At 49.6% G+C, this 17,448-nt stretch carries 15 protein-coding genes and 1 tRNA gene; 6 read left to right on the top strand and 10 right to left on the bottom strand.

Translation table 11 applies throughout. The features are described from left to right. Positions 1 to 11 precede the first annotated feature (11 nt). The 3 genes from DWX26_RS03260 (at position 12) to DWX26_RS03270 (ending at position 2,689) form a co-directional block, all read left to right on the top strand. Positions 12 to 716 carry a response regulator transcription factor gene (locus tag DWX26_RS03260; protein WP_022461607.1) on the top strand — a complete coding sequence of 235 codons (705 nt, stop codon included), beginning with the start codon at positions 12 to 14 and terminating at the stop codon, positions 714 to 716. Then, entirely contained in the window at positions 716 to 2,134 is a 1,419-nt protein-coding gene (locus tag DWX26_RS03265; RefSeq protein WP_022461606.1) for a sensor histidine kinase, read from the top strand. The genes DWX26_RS03260 and DWX26_RS03265 overlap by 1 nt, the downstream gene beginning before the upstream one ends. 63 nt (positions 2,135 to 2,197) lie before the next feature. Next, positions 2,198 to 2,689: a CinA family protein gene (locus tag DWX26_RS03270; RefSeq protein ID WP_022461605.1), complete on the top strand. Its 492-nt coding sequence runs from the start codon at positions 2,198 to 2,200 to the stop codon at positions 2,687 to 2,689. A 42-nt stretch (positions 2,690 to 2,731) separates the two neighbouring features. Here the strand turns inward: DWX26_RS03270 and trmL are convergent, their stop codons facing one another. The 6 genes from trmL to DWX26_RS03295 form a co-directional block, all read right to left on the bottom strand. Beyond that, positions 2,732 to 3,232, bottom strand: coding sequence for a tRNA (uridine(34)/cytosine(34)/5-carboxymethylaminomethyluridine(34)-2'-O)-methyltransferase TrmL (gene trmL, locus DWX26_RS03275; protein ID WP_117802093.1), 501 nt, complete (start codon positions 3,230 to 3,232; stop codon positions 2,732 to 2,734). 32 nt (positions 3,233 to 3,264) lie between these two features. Further along, complete coding sequence (locus DWX26_RS03280; protein WP_118666573.1) at positions 3,265 to 4,245, bottom strand: AIR synthase-related protein; 981 nt, start codon at positions 4,243 to 4,245, stop codon at positions 3,265 to 3,267. Between the two features lie 135 nt (positions 4,246 to 4,380). After that, positions 4,381 to 5,934 (bottom strand): VanW family protein, encoded by a 1,554-nt coding sequence (locus DWX26_RS03285; protein ID WP_118600860.1) that lies wholly within the window; start codon positions 5,932 to 5,934, stop codon positions 4,381 to 4,383. A gap of 55 nt (positions 5,935 to 5,989) precedes the next feature. Beyond that, positions 5,990 to 6,148: a hypothetical protein gene (locus DWX26_RS16695; RefSeq protein WP_022462412.1), complete on the bottom strand. Its 159-nt coding sequence runs from the start codon at positions 6,146 to 6,148 to the stop codon at positions 5,990 to 5,992. A 24-nt stretch (positions 6,149 to 6,172) separates the two neighbouring features. Beyond that, complete coding sequence (locus DWX26_RS03290; protein WP_055220616.1) at positions 6,173 to 6,910, bottom strand: 3'-5' exonuclease; 738 nt, start codon at positions 6,908 to 6,910, stop codon at positions 6,173 to 6,175. Between the two features lie 41 nt (positions 6,911 to 6,951). Beyond that, positions 6,952 to 8,703, bottom strand: a complete 1,752-nt coding sequence (locus DWX26_RS03295; RefSeq protein WP_022462410.1) for a B12-binding domain-containing radical SAM protein — start codon at positions 8,701 to 8,703, stop codon at positions 6,952 to 6,954. 180 nt (positions 8,704 to 8,883) lie between these two features. On the opposite strand from DWX26_RS03295, the gene DWX26_RS03300 reads away from it, so the two are divergent. After that, a tRNA-Phe gene (locus DWX26_RS03300) sits at positions 8,884 to 8,956 on the top strand. 170 nt (positions 8,957 to 9,126) lie between these two features. Here the strand turns inward: DWX26_RS03300 and DWX26_RS03305 are convergent. Next, entirely contained in the window at positions 9,127 to 9,747 is a 621-nt protein-coding gene (locus DWX26_RS03305) for a sugar O-acetyltransferase (protein WP_022462409.1), read from the bottom strand. Further along, positions 9,744 to 10,091, bottom strand: coding sequence for an MATE family efflux transporter (locus DWX26_RS03310; RefSeq protein WP_022462408.1), 348 nt, complete (start codon positions 10,089 to 10,091; stop codon positions 9,744 to 9,746). The genes DWX26_RS03305 and DWX26_RS03310 overlap by 4 nt, the downstream gene beginning before the upstream one ends. Before the next feature lie 130 nt (positions 10,092 to 10,221). Here DWX26_RS03310 and DWX26_RS03315 point away from each other — a divergent pair, with 130 nt between their 5' ends. Continuing rightward, complete coding sequence (locus DWX26_RS03315) at positions 10,222 to 11,130, top strand: AraC family transcriptional regulator (protein ID WP_022462407.1); 909 nt, start codon at positions 10,222 to 10,224, stop codon at positions 11,128 to 11,130. A 151-nt stretch (positions 11,131 to 11,281) separates the two neighbouring features. Beyond that, the gene (locus DWX26_RS03320) at positions 11,282 to 13,234 is read left to right on the top strand and encodes a glycoside hydrolase family 31 protein (RefSeq protein WP_022462406.1); all 1,953 of its coding nucleotides are present in this window, start codon (positions 11,282 to 11,284) and stop codon (positions 13,232 to 13,234) included. Positions 13,235 to 13,377: 143 nt separating this feature from the next. On the opposite strand, the gene DWX26_RS03325 is transcribed toward DWX26_RS03320, so the two are convergent. Beyond that, a complete protein-coding gene (locus DWX26_RS03325) occupies positions 13,378 to 15,129 on the bottom strand; it encodes a sensor histidine kinase (RefSeq protein WP_118600861.1) in 1,752 nt (583 codons plus the stop codon). A 236-nt stretch (positions 15,130 to 15,365) separates the two neighbouring features. Further along, a complete protein-coding gene (locus tag DWX26_RS03330; protein WP_117760707.1) occupies positions 15,366 to 17,411 on the bottom strand; it encodes a glycoside hydrolase family 31 protein in 2,046 nt (681 codons plus the stop codon). Positions 17,412 to 17,448: the final 37 nt, after the last annotated feature.

Consider the following 17,448-nt stretch of genomic DNA (forward strand, 5'->3'; position numbering starts at 1 on the left):
GAGAATCTTTTATGGCTTCCAAACAGAAAATTCTGATTGTCGATGACGATAACAATATCGCAGAACTGATTTCTCTCTATCTGACCAAGGAATGCTATGACACAAAAATTGTAAACGATGGAGAAGAGGCTGTCCGGGAGTTTCACTCCTTCCAGCCGAACCTGATTCTGCTCGACCTGATGCTGCCCGGCATGGACGGCTACCAGGTCTGCCGCGAAATCCGGCACGATTCCGATGTTCCGATCATCATGCTCTCGGCAAAGGGCGAGGTGTTCGACAAAGTCCTCGGCCTGGAACTCGGCGCGGATGACTACATCATCAAACCATTTGATTCCAAGGAGCTCGTTGCCCGTGTGAAAGCAGTGCTGCGGAGATTTCAGCCATCACGCACGATCCCGGTGTCCGCGACCGCAGGAAAATGTGTCGAGTACCCGGATCTTATCATCAACCAGACGAACTATTCCGTCATTTACCAGGGCCGCACCGTCGATATGCCGCCGAAGGAACTGGAGCTTCTCTACTTCCTTGCTTCCTCACCAAACCAGGTCTTTACGCGGGAACAGCTCCTCGACCATATCTGGGGCTATGAGTACATCGGCGATACCCGCACGGTAGACGTTCATATCAAACGTCTCCGCGAAAAAATCAAGGACCATGCCTCCTGGGCCATCACGACGGTCTGGGGCATCGGTTACAAGTTTGAGGTTAAAAAATAATGCGACGCACGCTTTACCGGAAATTAATTCTCATTTATGTCATTCTCGCCATTGCCGGCTTTACGCTGATCTCAACGGTCGGCTCCCGCATGGTGGAGGACAGTCTGGTCTCCAGCGCGAGCACCAGTCTGTACCGGGAGGCCACGCAGATCGCTTCCAAACAGGGCGACCTTTATTACCACAGTGAGCGTTCCCTGACGGATCTTTACAATTCGCTCAGTGCACTGGCTTCCTATCACAATTCCCAGATCTGGCTCATCAGCGCAGACGGGGAAATTCTGCTGAACACGGCAGCTGCACTCGATGAGGAAAACCCGGAGATCATCGACGGTTTTGATCCAGTTGCGCTCGGCAGCGAGTATTACAGCACGGGAACGTTTTTCGGCTATTTCGAAGACAAGATGCTGAGCGTCATGGTTCCCGTCACCTCCGATTTCCGGATCAATGGCTATGTCGCCATCCACCTTCCGCTGCAGGACGTCTATCAGCAGAGGGAAAGTCTGCTGGCACGGATTGATTTTCTGTTCCTGCTCGTGTTCGGACTCTCGTTTGTGATTCTGATCTTTTTCTCCCTCGTCGTGTACCGGCCGCTGAAAAAGATCATCAACGGTGCAAAGGAGTATGCCTCCGGCAACCTGACCCACAAAATTGATGTTAAATCTCACGATGAGATGGGGTATCTCGCTTCCACGCTGAACTACATGTCCGGCGAGCTGAACAAGACCGGCGAATACCAGCGGAAATTTGTGGCGAACGTCTCTCACGACTTCCGCTCACCGCTGACCTCGATCAAAGGCTACGTGGAGGCAATCCTAGACGGAACGATTCCGCCGGAAATGCAGGAAAAATATCTGAAAATCGTTCTGTTTGAGACAGAACGGCTGCACAAGCTGACGCAGAGCCTGCTGACGCTGAACGACATCGACGATAAAGGGAATATGCTTGATCTGACCTCGTTTGACATCAACGCCGTCATCAAGGATACCGCCGCTTCGTTTGAGGGAACCTGCACAAAAAAGCGGATTTCCATTTCACTGATCCTCGCATCGCGCACCTTATACGTCTGCGCCGATATGGGAAAAATCCAGCAGGTGCTGTACAATCTCATTGATAATGCAATCAAATTCAGCAACAACGATTCCACCATCACAGTTGAGACAACGGAGAAGCACGGTAAAGTCTTCGTCTCCGTCAAGGACACCGGCTGCGGCATTCCAAAGGCAAGCATCACGAAAATCTGGGAGCGCTTCTACAAGCTCGACGCCTCCCGCGGCAAGGACCGCAAAGGAACGGGACTTGGGCTTTCGATCGTCAAAGAGATCATCACTGCGCATAACCAGAATATCAATGTCATCAGTACAGAGGGCGTTGGTACCGAATTTATCTTTACACTCGCCAAAGGCGAAGCACCAAAATAAGCCCCTCCGCCGAGGGGCTTTTTTGCCAGACATATCAAACTAACTCTGGAGGTAATTTTCACTATGAACCCAAACACCATTGATTCCATCATCAAACAGCTCATTGCATCCCACACCACCATTTCCACCATGGAAAGCTGCACTTCCGGTCTGATCGCCTCCCTGATCACCGACACCGAAGGCGCCTCCGCCATTTTCCCCGGCGGCTACGTCACGTATCTGAACGAAACCAAAGTCCTCGTCGGCGTCGACCCTTCCGTCATCGAAATCCACGGCGTCTACTCCCCCGAATGCGCCGAAGCCATGGCCCGCACAGTACAAGAAAACCTGCACACCGCCATCGCCATCGGAATCACCGGCACAACCGGAAATCTCGACCCCAACAACGCTGACAGCGTACAGGGCGTCGTCTACTTCTGTATTTTATACAAAGCCCAAGCCCACACCTTCACCTTCCAGACCAACGTCTCCGGCATGACCCGCCACGAAATCAAACAGCTTTACGCAGAGCAGGTCTTTGCCGAATTGGAAATGATCTTAACTTCTTCCTTATAAAAAGAATGCAGCTCCGTCTACGATCACCAGAGTCCCGTCCGTCTACCTCCACTCATGCGTCCGCAAATGCCCCGCGAGCTGCATATGGTCAAAGCTATTCTGCCGCAGTGCCTCGTACAGTACGATCGCCACGGAATTTGAAAGGTTCAGCGACCGAATATCATTAATCATCGGAATCCGCACCGCCGTCTCCTGATTATCGTACAGAATATCCTCCGGAATCCCCGCGCTTTCCTTTCCGAACATGATAAAGCAGTCCTCTTCATACTGCACATCCACATACGTCTGCGGCCCCTTCGTCGTCGCATAGTAAATCTTCGCCCCCGGATTTTTCTCCAGAAAATCCTCGTAACTCTCATACACTGTCACATCCAGCTTCGGCCAGTAATCCAGCCCCGCGCGCCTGACCGCCTTGTCCGAAATATCAAACCCCAGCGGCTTAATCAGATGCAGCCTCGTCCCCGTCGCCACACACGTCCGTCCGATATTACCTGTATTTGCTGGAATCTCCGGCTCATGAAGAACAATATTCAAATGTGCCATTTTACCAATCACTCCTGTCGTATATTTAAGCCTTATCTGCCAACCCGGTACATCTCATCCATCTGCGGCTTATCCAGATACCGGACCTCTTCCCCGTTCCGGAGAATCCTCTCCTTCCCGGATGTCGTCCGCCCAATCACCGCCGATGGAATCCCTTCGAGTGCCATTTTCTGCACCAGCCCCTCGCCGTCCGCCGCCGCAATCAGCAGCGCCCCCGTCGAAAGCATCTGATACGGATTCACCCCGAAAAATTCACAGATCTCCACCGTCTCCTGCTGGATCGGAATCCTCTTCAGCGCCACATCAAGCCCGATACCCGCGCCGTCCGCCATCTCCCAGAGCGCCCCGAAAATCCCGCCCTCCGAGAGATCCTGCATCGCAGCCGCACCGTGCTCGATCGCAATCTCCGCCTCACGGCAGACAGAGTAATCCTCCGAAAAATCCGCCGCCCCATGGATAAATCCCGGAGAAAATCTCGTCAGAAGCTCATCCCTTCTTGTCTTTGCCAGATAAGACACCGCGCCAAGCGCAATCCCCTTCGTCACGACAAGATCCAAATCCGCTGTCACACACGACGGATCAAACAGCCCCGCACGCGTTGTCCCGCCTGCCGCCGTCACGGTAAGCACCGGATACAAAACCCCGTCCGTCACCTCCGTATGCCCGCCGATCACCGCAGTTCCATACCGCACACACGCACCGTCAACCGCCCGCATCAGCTCCTTTAAATCCTTTTCTTCCATCGCCTCCGGCAGCATCAGCGACACCAGCACTCCTTTTGCCGATGCCCCCGCCGCGGCCACACTGTTGCACACCCGGCAGACCGCGAGCACCGCGTCCTCCGGATCCTTCACCAGCACCGGCGCACACGAAAACACCTGCGTCTCCTTTTCTCCTGCAAATGCCGATACCCCACGTCCAACCGCCGGCCCTGCTGCGTCCTCTCTTTTCTGCCCCAGCATCTTAAACACCGAGCGCACCAGCACGCTCTGCTGTAATTTACCCTTTCGCATCCCTTGTCCTCCTCGAACTTCCTGTTTCAAACGAAAAAGCAGACGGAATCCGTACTCCTTTTCCCTCTGCTTTCCCATTTTTCACGGAAAATGTTACAGTTCACTGGTTCCCAGCGAACTGTAACCAGAAAACGCCTAGTCCTCATCGTCCTCCGTTTTCTCTGTATTGCTGCTGTCGTCCGTCTTTTCCGTACCATCCGAATCCGAATCATCGCTGCTGTCTTCCTTCTTCTCCGAAGAACTCGATGACGAACTGCTCTGGCTGTATTTCGCTGCAACTTCCTTTGCTTTTGCAAGATCATTTGCCGCAATCGCCGCCTGCATTTCCGCACGCGCCGCTGCATTGTCCGTCTTTGTTCCCACGGTATAGACATCCGATGTCATGCGGTAAGTGCTGGAATTCACCTGCTCCTTCGTCTCATTTCCATTGTCATTCACAATCTTCCACAGCCGCGCCGTCGAACCCTGATAGCCGTACGATGTCTGTTCAATTGTTCCAAACGATGCATTCGCATCTTCCGTCAGGCTCGGCGTCGGATCCTCCGTGTTTGTCGTCTCACTCTCATAGCGGACCGTGCGGTTCGGATCTCTCGTCTCATGGCCGTAGATGGCAAAATGCAGGGTGCTTCCGTCCGCGCTCGCCTCAATATAAATCGGCGCATCCGTATTGTTGATGAATTTCAGGTCTTTCAATCCCTCTGCAATCGCCGCATCCATCGACGGATCCACATAGTGGACAATCATGGAATGGCTGTACCGCTCCGTCACCTCAAGCTCTGCTTTTAAGACAGCAACATAGAGCGTTGTGGAAACCTGGCAGATACCGCCGCCGTACGAATCGACGACCTTGCCCATCTCATACGATGCTGCCAGTGCATAACCATTTTCCGCATCAAACGGCACAACGACCGCCTCTACGGAAAATTCCTCGCCCGGCTGTACCAGCGTTCCGTTAATCTTCTCTGCGCCGACTGCGACATTCTGTTTTCTGCCGCTCGTACCGTTGCCATACTCCGTCGTACCCTCGCCGAGCAGATCTTTGACAAGTGCAAGCTGCTCCGGATTACCGCCTGCCGGTGTTTCTTCTGTTACCAGTTCTACGCCGCCGATGCCGCCCCGCCAGCTTGTCGTCAGGTAATTGACAACCTTCGCCATGGACTCATCCACGTTGACGCTGCATCCGGTCTGGCCCGGATTGACGATAAATTCGCCGTTTTCGCGGGTCAGCGTTGCATCTGTTGCCTCGCGGTTCAGCACAGCCGTGTTGTTTTCTACCGCCTGGCGCGCTGCCTCGCCATCGACTGTATATTTCAGGGAAAACGTCACCGTCTCTCCATTTTTGAGCCGGTTCTGTGTCAGGAACCGCTTCAGTACATTGCCTTCCTGCCCGATTGTGACGGCTTCTCTTGCCACCTCCGGGTTGGCACAGGAAAGTCCGAGATCCCCTGCTGTCACCTGTGCATTCTGCTCTCCGGCAGACAGGTTGATAACCGAGGGTTTTAACTGTTCAATTTTGTCGTTTACTGCCTGTGTGATCTGCTCTTCGGTCATACCGCCGACGGAAATGTCTTCTACATAGATTCCGTCCAGCGCTGTCCGGTCATCCGCTTTGACTGGTTCTGCCAGAAAGCAGAATGCGAATGCGATAAGCATCACCAGCAGGCCTCTCATTTTTCTGCTGTTTTTCATACTGTGCCTCTTCTTGATCCGTTTCCCATTTCACTCTGTCTTTTACAGAATCTCTTTACACCAGCCATAAAAGTGCTGGAAGAACCATACCAAGCACCATAACCACTGCAAGAATCAATGCCAGTATCTTTGCTGCATTTCTCTTCTTTGCCAGCGGATCTTTCTTCTTTTTCTGTGCCTCTGTCGGGGCTTTTCGATTGACTTTATTACTCATCGTTCCATCCTTTCTTTTTCTCTTCTATTTTTTCTCAGTTCTCTGTCGTTTTTCCATTCTTCCATGTGCCAGAATAATCTGATCGATCATGCGGGATGCACGGCTTTTTGTGAGTGCTCCCCACTCCGGTTCGAGATCCAGCTCATGGTACCGGATCAGATCCGCCAGATATTTTTTCTGTGCCTCCGTCGCCGGAACCTCACGTTTCATTTTGGCCTTCAGAGGCGCTGCGGCAAACCATTCCGGGTGATCTTCCGAAAATCCTTCTTCCAGTTTTCGGAACAGTGCCAGCGTTTCCAGCACATCGTCCATCGCACGGTGTGCGTGTTCCCGCGGGATCTGATAGTAGCCGCAGAGTGCTTCAAGGCTTCTGCTCTCCAGATCCGGGAGGGCTTTCCGTGCAATTTTCAACGTATCCCACGCTTCTTTTTCAAAGTCCAGACGGGCATTTATCGCTGCCTGCTTGATGAAGCTGTAATCGAACAGAATATTGTGCCCCAGAAGCGGCAGGCCGCCGCAGAAATCCAGAAAGCCGCGGACAGCAGTCTCCACATCGGGCGCATTCGCAATCATCTCATCCCGGATTCCGGTGAGTTCCGTGATCCGCTCCGGCACTTTTCTGCCCGGATTGACGAAAGTCTCATACGATGCCGTGACCTCTCCGCCCTGCACTTTTACTGCACCGATCTCCAGAATCTGGTCTTCCTTTACAGAAAGACCCGTTGTCTCAAGATCGAGCACTACAAAATCTTGTATTTTCATCTTTTATTACCTTTTCTAGTATCTCATGTTCTTTTGAAATGTCAAGCGTAAAAAAGCTCACTACAGTCGATCATCTCCGCATTTCCCGTCAGCGGATCGCGCTTCTGATAATCAAACAGGAGTACCGTACGCGCCTTTTCCCCGTTTCCGAGCACATCGTAATCAAAAACTTCCACATGCGTCATGCGCTGCAGCTGCTTCCAATCGTATGTCGTATACGATGGCAGAAGCGTTCTCGTTTCGGCTTCCTTCTGGTAAAAATCACGCGATTCGTTTTTCCATTCCGACGGATCCTTTGCAAAATGCGGCCGCGTCTTCATATTTTCCCGCGCATACAGATCGAGTACCATCATCTGGCGGAAGAATGCTTCGTCCTGCTGTTTTTCGTCCCGTAAAAACTCGAGCAGAATTTCATACCGCTGGATCCGGTTATGCGCCGCCTCACTGTAGCCCTTTGCCCGGTAGAAATCACCGAGTTCCTGGAAGAAGTCGAACGGGTTCTCATACAACCGCTCGATCATCGGCAGCGTGTGGACAAACTGACCGCTGTTGTAATAGACTTCTACCATCTCTTCCACGTCTTTCAGTTTCAGCACATCATCATACGGCAGCCATTTTGTATAAAGCACCTCATACGGCTCCCGTTCCTGATAATGGCAGTCATATTCTTTCGTATGCTCATACATAAAGGAGCCTCGAAGCACTTTTAAAAATCCGAGCTGCAGCTGCTGCGGCCGGAGCGCATAGACATCCGCAAAAGAACGGCGGAAACTTGCATAGTCCTCGTAGGGAAGTCCCGCAATCAGGTCCAGATGCTGGTGGATGTTTCTTCCTTTCGCAATCCGATTGACAATCTCTGTCACTTTTCCAAAATCCATCTTCCGGTGAATTGCTTCGATCGTCTGCGGATTCGTAGACTGCACGCCGATCTCGAGCTGTACGAGTCCCGGCCGCAGCGTATTCAAAAGTTCCAGCTCTTCTTCCGTAATCAGATCGGCAGCAATTTCAAAATGGAAATTTGTCACACCATTATCATGTTCTGCGATGAATTTCCAGATCGCCATTGCGTGATCTTTTTTGCAGTTGAAGGTACGATCTACAAATTTAACCTGCGGTACCTTCTGCTCCAAAAAGAAGGCAAGCTCCTTTTTTACGAGATCGAGATTTCGGAACCGGAGCCTTTTATCAATGGAAGAAAGGCAGTAGCTGCACGAGAACGGACAGCCACGGCTCGACTCATAATAAATGATGCGGTTCTCAAATTTTTTCAGGTTTGCATAGGGAAAATCCACCTCGGACAGATCCATAACCGGACGCCACGGGTTGCTTTTGACTGCACCGTCTGCATCACGGTATGTAATGCCATGGATCTCCTCCAGCGTTTTCCCCTCCATCCCATTCCCCTGGTTCTGATAATAAACTGCTATTTCCCGGAAAGTCACTTCTCCCTCGCCTTTCATAATTCCGGCAAGGAACGGATACTGTTCCAGCATCTCCTCTGCATGGTACGAAACCTCCGGCCCGCCAAGCCAGATCTTTGTTTTCGGACTGATTTTATGATATTCTGTAATCAGATCCTCTACGATTGATATATTCCAGATGTAGCAGGAAACGCAGACAACGTCTGCACGCGCCAGAAACAGGCTTCGCAGCATGGAATCCTTTGACTGATTGATCGTAAATTCGCGGATCTCCGGGAACACGCCGGCTTTCTCCGCGCTCGCCTGCAGTGTATAAACTGCGAGATTGGAATGAATATATTTTGCGTTGACCGCAGTCAGAATAATTTTCATAATCTTTCTAATACTTCTCCTTGGTTCCTCTTTGCATATCTTTTATACTACCACATTCTCGAACGAAAATACACCGCCATTCCTCCAAAAGCACAATTTTTTCGAGATTTTCGATAAAACAGTTGCAATTTTCGCGAATCCATGTTATATTAACAAAGGTTTCCAACAGGAAATCAAAATGCCCAGATAGCTCAGTTGGTAGAGCAGAGGACTGAAAATCCTCGTGTCGCTGGTTCGATTCCGGCTCTGGGCATTTTTTGCTGCACAAAAGCAGGATTCACATTTTTTTGCCACAGCAAAATCCGGCAGAATCTCCTGTCTCCCTATCGCAAAAAAACTCTGCACCGCATCCCCGGAAATTCCCGGATGGATACGGTACAGAGTTTTTTTCATCGCACAACTGCCCAAGAAAGCTTTTCGTTTTTACAGATTTTTGATGACCTCCCATGCTTCATCATCAAATTTTCTATCTCTGAAATAATACTGTTTATCTTCTTCGGTAATCTTCCGAATGACTTTACACGGATTTCCTGCTGCAATCGACCAGTCCGGAATGTCCTTTGTTACAACACTTCCGCCGCCGATAACAACGTTATCTCCGATATGTACGCCTGGTAAAATAACGGTATTTCCGCCAATCCAGACATTATCTCCGATGGTAACTTCAATGCCGTATTCATACGCACTGTTTCTTGCCGCCGGATGCACCGGATGACCTGCAGTATAGATGGCAACGTTCGGCGCCATCTGGCAGTTGTCTCCGATTTTTACCTTTGCCACATCGAGAATGGTGCAGTTATAATTTGCAAAGAAATTTTTTCCGACCTCAATATGAAAGCCATAGTCACAGTAAAATGGCGGATTGACAAATGCACCCTCGGATTTTCCAAACAGTTCTTTTACAATGGCTGCGATTCCGTCAAAATCCGAACGGTCGATGGTGTTCAGTTTCTGCGTCAGTCTTCTCGCATTCATCTGCTGCTCCATCACCTCTGCATCGGAAATGTACGGTAACTGTCTGTCTCTTCTCTCTACGTTTTTCATTGTTCTGTATCCTCCCTGGTAATATTATTCACCCACTGATATTTTTTATAGTGTCTGTAAACGGCAGGAAGCTTAATCATTTCATCCAGATTCAGCAGGAAATAAACGACCATGACCGTTGTTCCGATCGTAATCGCCGCATAAAAGAGATTCAGGACAAAAGAAATCTGTGTGGCAAGCGAAACTGCGGACAGGGAATTCTGGTCCAGCGTACCGACCATTAACGCATCGGACGCACTTACCAGTGCATTCATCAGATTCTGTACAACCATCGGGATCAGCAGTGCAAGAAGTTTCCGGTAGAATTCTGGATCTTTTTTCTTGATTTCCCTCTGATTTTTCATTTCTTTTTCCTTTTTTCTGTTTTATTCCATACACGTATATGTTATAATCATATTATCTTAGGTTTTGCGTTTTTTCTACGACAATATTCCTTATTTTTTATAATAATTGTACTTTTTCACGGAGGTTTTTATGATAAATGACCCAATTACAAAAGTCATGCAGGACGCATCCGAGATCGTCCGCTACGATGAAGTCGGCATTCCGCTTTATATCCGGGAAGGACTGCTTTCTTCCTATCCAGATCACCGGGCGCTCTGCCACTGGCATGAGGATATCGAATGGGTACAGATCCGCTCCGGTCAGATGAACTACTATATCAATGGAAAAAGAGTCCTTTTAAACGCCGGGGAGGCGATTATCGTCAATTCCCGCCAGATGCACTACGGATATTCCGAAAACGGCCAGGAATGTGACTTTATCTGTATCCTGTGCCATCCGAAAATCCTCACCGCGAACAGCGTTCTGTACCAGTCTTATATTACGCCGGTTCTTTCGAATCCGGCTCTGGAATATCTTCATCTGAAGCCGGAAAATCCGGAAGATACTGAAGCGCTGCAGACCCTCCCGGAAATTCTCCGGCTGAAGAAGGAACAGCCAACCGCCTACGAAATCGAGGCTGCTGCTCTGCTTTCCCTTTTGTGGTGCCGTCTTTTGCGCACGCATCCGATGATGCCGGACGGCAACACCGCCGTCTCACAGGATCCAGATCTTCTGATCCAGCGCGATATGGTTTCCTATATTTACAGCCACTACAGTGAATCCATCAATCTGGAAGAGATCGCCGCCGCCGGAAAAGTCTGCCGCAATAAATGCTGTCAGATTTTCCGCCGCTATCTTTGCCAGAGCCCAATTGATTTTCTGAATCATTACCGTCTGGAAGTAAGCTGTCATCTGCTAAACACAACCAAAATGTCCATCGCGGAAATCTGTACCGCATGCGGTTTCAATCATCAGAGTTATTATTCCAAAATTTTTCTGCGTACTTACCATTGTACGCCGAGAGATTTCCGGAAACGCGCAGAAGGCCTGCCAACATAACCTGATTTTTTTCTGTACACGTTTTTTTGTTAAAAAAAGGAAGAATTTTGCTAGACATTTTTCCGATCCCTGTTATAATAAAATTACAAAGGTGTTGCGCTAAACCTAACCAAAACACTATATTTTCCATTTATTTTACAAGGAGGATGACATGGTAAAAAAATTTGTCTACGGAACCCCATTTGAAACCGAAGCTGTCGTAAAAGAGATCCCCTCTTCCGAAGGAAACCCGGATTACGGTACCTTCTCCACCGAGAACGGCTTCTCCTTCACTACAAAGCTTGCTGACGAGGACATGGTATTCGGACTTGGCGAAGCCAACCGCGGCATCAACAAACGCGGTTTTCTTTACATCAGTGACTGCGCTGATGATCCAAACCACGTAGAGAGCAAAACCTCTCTGTATGCAGCACACAACTTCATCATCATCTCCGGCAAGACACACGTAGGATTCTTCTTCGATTATCCGGGCACCCTGCGTTTCGATATCGGCTACACAACTTCCGATACAATGACTGTTTCCTGCGAAAACGCAGATCTCTACGTTTACATGATCACCGGTGATTCCGATCTTGATATCGTAAAACAGTTCCGCGGCATCATCGGACGCAGCTACATTGCTCCGAAGTTTGCTTTCGGTTACGGTCAGAGCCGCTGGGGCTACAAAACAGAGGATGATTTCCGCACGGTAGTGAAAAAATACCGCGAAAACCATGTGCCGCTCGATATGGTTTACATGGATATTGACTACATGCAGGATTACAAGGACTTCACCGTAAATGAAGAACGTTTCCCGGATTTCGAGGGATTTGTACAGGATATGAAAAAAGAAAAGATCCATCTCGTTCCGATCATCGATGCCGGTGTGAAAGTCGAAGAGGGTTATGACATTTACGAAGAGGGCTGTGAAAAAGGCTACTTCTGCCGCCGTGAGGATGGCTCCTACTTCGAAGCTACTGTATGGCCGGGCTGGACTCATTTCCCGGATGTCTTAAATGCAGATGCCAGAAAATGGTTTGGTGACAAATACGATGTTCTCGTTTCCAAGGGAATCGATGCCTTCTGGAATGACATGAACGAGCCATCCATCTTCTATTCCCAGGAAGGCCTTGCTGATTTCAAGGAGACTGCAAAGAAATATGTGGAAGGTGACCCGGAGGTTCCGCACTACATGGTAGGCGGAAAGCTTCAGGCACTGGCAAACAACCATGAGGACTATAAACGCTTCTATCACAACGTAAACGGCGAACAGGTCCGCCATGACAAGGTACACAATCTGTTTGGCTACAACATGACACGTTCTGCCGGTGAAGCTTTTGAACGAATTTCCCCGGATAAGCGAATCCTGATGTTCTCCCGTTCTTCCTACATCGGCATGCACCGTTACGGTGGAATCTGGACCGGAGACAACTGCTCGTGGTGGTCACACATCCTGCTGAACCTGAAGATGATGCCGTCCCTCAACATGTGCGGTTTCCTCTATACCGGAGCCGACCTCGGCGGATTCGGTACAAATACCACAAGAGACCTGCTGCTCCGCTGGCTGGCACTTGGTGTTTTCACTCCTCTGATGAGAAACCATGCTGCACTCGGAACACGTGAGCAGGAACCTTACCAGTTTGAGCATATCGAGGACTTCCGCAACGTCATCGGCGTCCGCTACCGCCTCGTTCCGTATCTGTACAGCGAGTACATGAAGGCTGCTTTAAACGACGATATGTACTTCAAACCGCTTGCCTTCGTTTATCCGGACGACAAACTGGCAAGAAATACAGAAGATCAGTTGATGATCGGTAATGAGATCATGATCGCACCGGTTTACACCCAGAATGCCATCGGCCGTTACGTATATCTGCCGGAAGAAATGATGTTTGTAAAATTCCTCGGCAATGGAAACATGTTCCAGGAGGTTCTTCCAAAAGGTATCCACTATGTAGAAGTTGCCCTGAATGAGGTTCCGCTCTTCATCCGCAAAGGCTGCGCAATCCCGGTTGCTGATTTTGCAGAATCCATACCGGATATCAAAGAGGAAAGCATCCGCATGGTCGGATACGAAGGCGCTTCCTACGAGCGTTATACCGATGACGGAGTTTCCCGTATCTGATACAGAAAACAGTTTTTGAATCATCTCCCCCTTTGCAGGAGCTTCCCGGAGCCATCAGGTTCCGGAAGCTCCTGCAGTTTTTTCACGCAAAAAGGCGGGAACCCTCTATGTTTCTCCGGGTTCCCGCCTTTTTTCTTTTCGCTTTATTCTGTTTTAGGCAGCCGCACCTCTACGACGGCTCCGTAATTTTCATCCATATTGGAGCACGTAATGCTCGCCCGTTCGCCGTACATCAGCGCCAGGCGGCGTTTTATATTGGAGATGCCGACATGGTGACGGCCGTGGTAGATGATAGGCGTGTCGTTTTCGATTGCATCCAGTGCCTCTTTCGAAAATCCGTTTCCGGTGTCGGAAATACAGATGTAGAGGTACTCACCGTCCTCGTACGTCTCGTTTGTGAGATATAGGGAAATCTCACTCTTCCGGTCCAGGGATACACCGTGTACTACGGAGTTTTCCACCAGTGTCTGCAGCAGAAGAGACGGAACCTTCCATTCTCCGATATCACCATCCGTCGTTGCTTCAAAGGAAAAGGCTTCTTCTCCGTACCGCAGCTTCTGGATGCGGATATATGCCTCAATGTGTTCCAGCTCTTCCTCCACATCGCGCTGCTTCTTGGAATCCTGGAAAATGTAGCGCATATAGTCGGACAGCACCGTTGTGATCTCAACGATCTCGCCTTCGTTATTCTTATCCGCAATGCCATGGATCAGGCTCAGGCAGTTCAGAAAGAAGTGTGGCTTGATCTGTTCCTGCGTATATTCCAGCTCGGCTTTCTGTTCTGCAAGCTCTTTTTCATAGATCGCAATTTTCAATCCCTGTATTTTCCGCAGCAGTTCCTTGAATTTGCCGCTCACAGACTCCAGCTCTAACAGATTGTTGCTTCCATCATCATTCAGACTCTGCTCTTTTTCCAGCTCCTCCAGTTTTTGTCCGAATTTTTCCAGCGGTTCCAGAATCCGGTGGTAATATGCTGTAATTTCCAATGCGCAGACAATCAGAAGAACCGCGATCAGGACGACGAATGCAATCTGCATAATCAGTACATTCTCAAGAATACCGCCTCCCGGCAGAACCATAAGATTGATTTTTCCGACCGTGCCAAGCTGGTAGGAATAGACCGTCGCATTTTTCTTCTTCTTTCCCGCTTTGGAAAAATCGATAATCTCATTTTTATATTTTTCCGACGTATCTGCCTGCGTCATGACACGGCCTCTGGCATCCACCATAAACGGAATGACATCATACTCCTCTGTTTTGGCGCGGATGGTTCGGAAAATCAGGTTCAGATTGATGACACAGCCGATAACTTTTTTGTTTTTCGCGTACCAGCCTACAATATAGTCGTCGTCGCCAAACGTAATCACAGTCCATTGTGTGCTGATCGAATCCTTTGATGTCATAATCTGCAGATATGACATCAGCATCTGATTCAGCGTTGTCATTCCCTTACTCTCGGTAAACATAGTTCCACTGTCCGTAATCAGAACATTGGCTTTCTGACCGTAGACGAAGAAGGTCTGTACCTCATGGTAACGGATTTTCAGCACACGGTTTCGCTCCCGCAGCGTCTGCTCCATTTCATAATACTGAGCATCTGTCGATGTTATCTGATCCGGGATTTCTTTGATGTTGCTGTCAGAATCCAGCAGATAGATCAGTTCACTGTTGATCTGCGACATATCACGGTTGATCTGATCGACATAGAGCTTTGCCGTATCGGCAATATATTTATCTGCCAGCTTGCGGTTTTCCCAAACGCCCCAGAGCAGGCAGACAACAAGCCCCATCAGGACCAGAAAAACCGGAGTTCCAAGCCGCAGGGACGTATCCTTCAAACTGCGTATTCGAACGCTGCGCAGCATCCTTCGTTTTCCTTTCTGCCAGAGATTCATAAGCGCATCCACCCCTCCTTTTTTCTGTCTGCAGAGCGACTGCCGGACGCCGCACCTTACCGCGCAGCTCCGGCAGTCATTTTACACTCACAGAATATATTTGCAGCTATGTTCTTTGTAACACAGCCCATTATATCACATTTTTTCGCTTTGTGCATGCAAAGTCCGTGTTTCACATGGTGAGAACAGGATTCTTTGTTGCCGTTCGCCTGCTACCGGTGAGCGGTAACATTCTCTTATTCAGAGAAAATGTTCAGCAGCTTTTCTGCATCCGCTCCTTCTTTTACGAATACCGGAATAGTATCCAGCGGTGCAGCAACCGTTACGTTCTGTCCTCCCTCATACTTTTCTCCGGTCCATGCGTTAAACCATGCTGTTCCATCCGGGAGATAAACCTCGCGCTCCGTTACGTGATCCTCCATCACAGGTGCAACATAGAGATCCGGTCCGAACAGATAAGCATCCTCCACATTCCAGCTTTCCTGATCTGTCGGGAAATCATAGAAAACAGGCCGCATCATCGGAGTTCCGTCCTCATGTGCTTTCTTCATCTGTGTCCGGATATAATCTCTCAGGCGCTCACGCAGGAAAATATATTTCTTTGAAATTTCATATGCCTTATCGCCAAAACTCCAGATCTCATTATCGCTGCCGGAGCCGATCTGCTCTGCACCGTAGCCCTCCTGTGGATTGCGGTTTCCATGCAGACGCATGACAGGACAGAAGCATCCGTACTCAAACCAGCGGATGTACAGACGATGGAAATCCGGGTCGTCGGTTCTGGCGCCGTGGAAACCGCCAATATCGGTGGTCCACCACGGAATACCGGCAATCGCCATGTTAAGCCCTGCCTGTACCTGGCGCCGGAAGCACTCGAAGGTACTTACAATATCGCCTGACCATACGAGCGCACCATATTTCGCGCTGCCTGCCCAGGCAGAACGGATCAGGCTGATTGGCATAGTATCGCCTTCTGCCGTCATGCCATCATAGAACGCTTTCAGATAATATTTCGGATAAATATTTCCGACCTCCTGTACGCTTCCGAGCTGATAGCGGTAGTTCTTGAAATCGTAAACGCTGTATTCCGGCTCTGCCACATCCAGCCAGAAGAGTTTTGCACCCTGATCGTAATAATTTTTCTTGATTTTTTCCCAGACATACGTTCTTGCATCCGGGTTGGTTGCATCGAAGAAGACTTCATTTCCACCGCAGAGCATCGTCAGCGGTACACCGTGCTCCGTGCGAACCAGATAGCCCTTCTCTTTCATCTCCTCAAAGTTTTCGGAATAAATATCGACGGTCGGCCATACCGATACAACAACCTGAATTCCCATCTCCTTTAATTCGCGGCACATACCCGGCACATCCGGCCAGTATTTCGGATCAAATTTGAACTCGCCCTGCTTCGTCCAGTGGAAGAAATCGACGACAATCACATCAAGCGGTACACCGAGTTCTTTGTATTTTCTTGCTACAGACAGAAGCTGTTCCTGGTTCCAGTAGCGGAGCTTACACTGCCAGAAGCCCATGCCGTATTCCGGCATCATCGGAGGTTTTCCGGTCAGCGTCATATAATTCTCCTCGATCTCGGCAGGGGTGTCACCTGCAATCACAAGGTAATCAATTTCTTTCCCGGATTCCGTTACCCATTCCGTTCCATTGTTTGCAAACATCACCTGTCCGACGCCCGGATTGTTCCATAAGAAGCCGTAGCCGATACTGGAAAGATAGAACGGAACACTGACCTGTGAGTTTCTCTGTGCCAGCTCCAGCATACAGCCCTTCAGATCCAGCTCATGCTGCTGATACTGTCCCATTCCGAAGATTTTCTCACCTTTTCTTGCTACAAACCGCGCTACAATACGGAAATTATCCCCGACGCCGTTGCTGTACTCGCGTCCCATGATGTTGAGCGGCATGCTTTCCTCATCGCGCAGACGGCGGAAATGCTCCTTTAACAGAACTCTTCCATCCTCATGATAGAACGTAATGACGCTGCCGGAATCGATCACTGCATGAAGCTTTCCATTTGTGATTTTTCCGTAGGAAGTATCCGTTCCCTCATACATATTGGCAAAGGCTCCGCCTTTTGCTGATGGATCCTCAAAGATTTCAACCTCTCCCGCATGCGCGTCCTTTGCTTCCAGCGCCCAGTCACGGCCGGTAAAGCTTCGATTTTTTGTCGCGCGTACACGCAGTGCATCTTTCCCCCACGCTTCGATGCAGACGGTCTCGCCATCGTAGGAATAAATTAACTTACCCTCTTTTTCCAAAAACATGTAAAAATCCTCCTTTTGTCAAAAACGGCAGGTCATT

Source organism: Blautia sp. AF19-1 (genome assembly GCF_003479155.1).
GTDB lineage: Bacteria > Bacillota > Clostridia > Lachnospirales > Lachnospiraceae > Fusicatenibacter > Fusicatenibacter saccharivorans.

What these genes read in the sequence shown, in the direction of transcription:
- DWX26_RS03260 (WP_022461607.1), top strand. Translation starts at nt 12, where the DNA reads ATGGCTTCCAAACAGAAAATTCTGATTGTCGATGACGATAACAATATC.
- DWX26_RS03320 (WP_022462406.1), top strand. Translation starts at nt 11,282, where the DNA reads ATGGTAAAAAAATTTGTCTACGGAACCCCATTTGAAACCGAAGCTGTC.
- DWX26_RS03280 (WP_118666573.1), bottom strand. Translation starts at nt 4,245, where the DNA reads ATGCGAAAGGGTAAATTACAGCAGAGCGTGCTGGTGCGCTCGGTGTTT.
- DWX26_RS03330 (WP_117760707.1), bottom strand. Translation starts at nt 17,411, where the DNA reads ATGTTTTTGGAAAAAGAGGGTAAGTTAATTTATTCCTACGATGGCGAG.
- DWX26_RS03290 (WP_055220616.1), bottom strand. Translation starts at nt 6,910, where the DNA reads ATGAAAATACAAGATTTTGTAGTGCTCGATCTTGAGACAACGGGTCTT.
- DWX26_RS03315 (WP_022462407.1), top strand. Translation starts at nt 10,222, where the DNA reads ATGATAAATGACCCAATTACAAAAGTCATGCAGGACGCATCCGAGATC.
- DWX26_RS03285 (WP_118600860.1), bottom strand. Translation starts at nt 5,934, where the DNA reads ATGAAAAACAGCAGAAAAATGAGAGGCCTGCTGGTGATGCTTATCGCA.
- trmL (WP_117802093.1), bottom strand. Translation starts at nt 3,232, where the DNA reads ATGGCACATTTGAATATTGTTCTTCATGAGCCGGAGATTCCAGCAAAT.
- DWX26_RS16695 (WP_022462412.1), bottom strand. Translation starts at nt 6,148, where the DNA reads ATGAGTAATAAAGTCAATCGAAAAGCCCCGACAGAGGCACAGAAAAAG.
- DWX26_RS03270 (WP_022461605.1), top strand. Translation starts at nt 2,198, where the DNA reads ATGAACCCAAACACCATTGATTCCATCATCAAACAGCTCATTGCATCC.
- DWX26_RS03325 (WP_118600861.1), bottom strand. Translation starts at nt 15,129, where the DNA reads ATGAATCTCTGGCAGAAAGGAAAACGAAGGATGCTGCGCAGCGTTCGA.
- DWX26_RS03265 (WP_022461606.1), top strand. Translation starts at nt 716, where the DNA reads ATGCGACGCACGCTTTACCGGAAATTAATTCTCATTTATGTCATTCTC.
- DWX26_RS03295 (WP_022462410.1), bottom strand. Translation starts at nt 8,703, where the DNA reads ATGAAAATTATTCTGACTGCGGTCAACGCAAAATATATTCATTCCAAT.
- DWX26_RS03305 (WP_022462409.1), bottom strand. Translation starts at nt 9,747, where the DNA reads ATGAAAAACGTAGAGAGAAGAGACAGACAGTTACCGTACATTTCCGAT.
- DWX26_RS03310 (WP_022462408.1), bottom strand. Translation starts at nt 10,091, where the DNA reads ATGAAAAATCAGAGGGAAATCAAGAAAAAAGATCCAGAATTCTACCGG.